1 protein-coding gene and 1 pseudogene are annotated in these 1,895 nt (G+C 68.6%); both read left to right on the top strand.

Annotated elements, in window-relative coordinates:
* The first annotated feature begins 388 nt into the window (after positions 1 to 388).
* On the top strand, positions 389 to 1,447 hold the full coding sequence (recA, locus tag GPA_RS01660; RefSeq protein ID WP_015538754.1) for a recombinase RecA: 1,059 nt from the start codon (positions 389 to 391) through the stop codon (positions 1,445 to 1,447).
* A gap of 1 nt (position 1,448) precedes the next feature.
* A pseudogene (locus GPA_RS18675) lies at positions 1,449 to 1,895 on the top strand (hypothetical protein); the annotation flags it as partial.

A 1,895-nucleotide genomic window follows, 5' to 3' on the forward strand; every position in this document is an offset into this window, starting at 1 on the left:
CGCGTCTGCACGAGTTCCCGGGCGATCGCGCCCAGGTGCGCCTGCTGACCGTGCGCGCCGCGCTGGAGCGCCTGGAGGAGGCCTTGGAGGGCGCGGACGCGTGATCGGGGCCGGGCGTGCGGACTTGCCGCGTTTCCGCTGGATTCGCGCTGGAAACGTGCAAGGTCCCCGCGGCGGGCGCGCAAGGTTCCGGCAAGGTTCGCACGGTTGCCGCGTATGATCCGCGCAAGGTTCCGGAGGCTTCCCGACGGTCTTTTTCCGGTTCCCGCGCAAGGTTGCGGCAGTATGCTTTTCCCGCAGCGAATCGCGCTGCAAGTCTTGACAGACAAACATATGTACGCATAATAGAAGAATGACGAAAAGCCGCTACGCCGGGGGAAGAAGGACCATGAACGACGAAAAAGCGAAGATGCTCAAGCTCACGACCGACCAGATCGAGTCGAAGTTCGGGCAGGGATCCATCATGAAGCTCGGCGAGGACGGCAAGGAGCTCAACATCGGCGTGATCCCCACGGGAGCGCTGCCGCTCGACGCCGCGCTCGGCATCGGCGGCGTGCCGCGGGGCCGCATCATCGAGGTGTACGGCCCCGAGTCGAGCGGCAAGACCACGCTCGCCCTGCAGATCCTCGCGGAGGCCCAGGCCATGGGCGGCATCGTGGCGTTCATCGACGCCGAGCACGCGCTCGACCCTGTGTACGCGGCGCGCCTGGGCGTGGATATCGACGAGGTGCTCATCTCCCAGCCCGACACCGGCGAGCAGGCCCTCGAGATCTGCGACATGCTCGTGCGCTCGGGCGCCATCGACGCCGTGGTCGTGGACTCCGTGGCCGCGCTCGTGCCCCGCGCCGAGATCGAGGGCGAGATCGGCGACACCACGGTGGGCCTGCAGGCGCGCCTCATGTCGCAGGCCCTGCGCAAGCTGGCGGGCTCGCTCTCCAAGTCGAACACCACGTGCATCTTCATCAACCAGCTGCGCGAGAAGATCGGCGTCATGTTCGGCAACCCCGAGACCACGACCGGCGGCCGCGCCCTCAAGTTCTTCTCCAGCGTGCGCATCGACATCCGCCGCATCGACTCCATCAAGAAGGACGGCGAGATAACGGGCAACCGCGTGCGCGCCAAGGTCGTGAAGAACAAGGTGGCCCCGCCGTTCAAGCAGGCCGAGTTCGACCTCATGTACGGCGAGGGTATCTCGCGGGAAGGGTGCATCGTCGACATGGCGGTGGAGGCCGGCGTGGCCAAGAAGAGCGGCGCGTGGTACACCTACGGCGAGGAGCGCCTGGGCCAGGGCCGCGAGGCGGCGAAGCAGACGCTCAAGGAGAACCCCGACCTGCGCGAGGAGATAGAGCTCAAGGTGCGCGAGGCCTTCGAGATCCCCGTCATCACCCGCACCGCCGACGAGGCTGACGCGATGTCCCCCGTGGCGAAGCCCGCCAAGAAGAAGTAGCATGCCCGACGCCGCCGAGGTGAGGGCGCGCCTGCGCGCCCAGATAGCCGCTATCGAGGCATCGCCGTCCGCCTGCAAGGGGGATGCCGGCCGCGAGACCCCCTGTCCCTCCCCTGAGGATGCGCAAGTCTTACGTGGGGCGCTCCACCCCTCCTGCGAGGCGCTCGATCCCTTGCAGGAGGAAGATGACCTGTGCGCCGCATCCGGCAGCCTCGCGCGCTCGCGCGGAGGCGGAGTCCCGCCAGCGGCGTCGGTTGAAGCCTTGGCTGCGGACGACGCCGAGCGCGCCTTCCGCAAGATCGAGCGCCTCGCTCTCGCACGCGAGCAGGCCTCGGCCGCGCTGCGGGCACGACTCGTACGCGAGGGGTTCCCGCCCGAGGCGGCGGATGCCGCCGTGGGCCGCGCGCTCGCCTGCGGGCTCGTGAACGACGCCCGCTACGCCGAGGTG

This window comes from Gordonibacter pamelaeae 7-10-1-b, from assembly GCF_000210055.1.
In the GTDB taxonomy this organism is placed as follows: domain Bacteria; phylum Actinomycetota; class Coriobacteriia; order Coriobacteriales; family Eggerthellaceae; genus Gordonibacter; species Gordonibacter pamelaeae.

Excerpts from the sequence above, each read along its gene's own strand:
- recA (WP_015538754.1), top strand. The coding sequence starts at position 389 with ATGAACGACGAAAAAGCGAAGATGCTCAAGCTCACGACCGACCAGATC.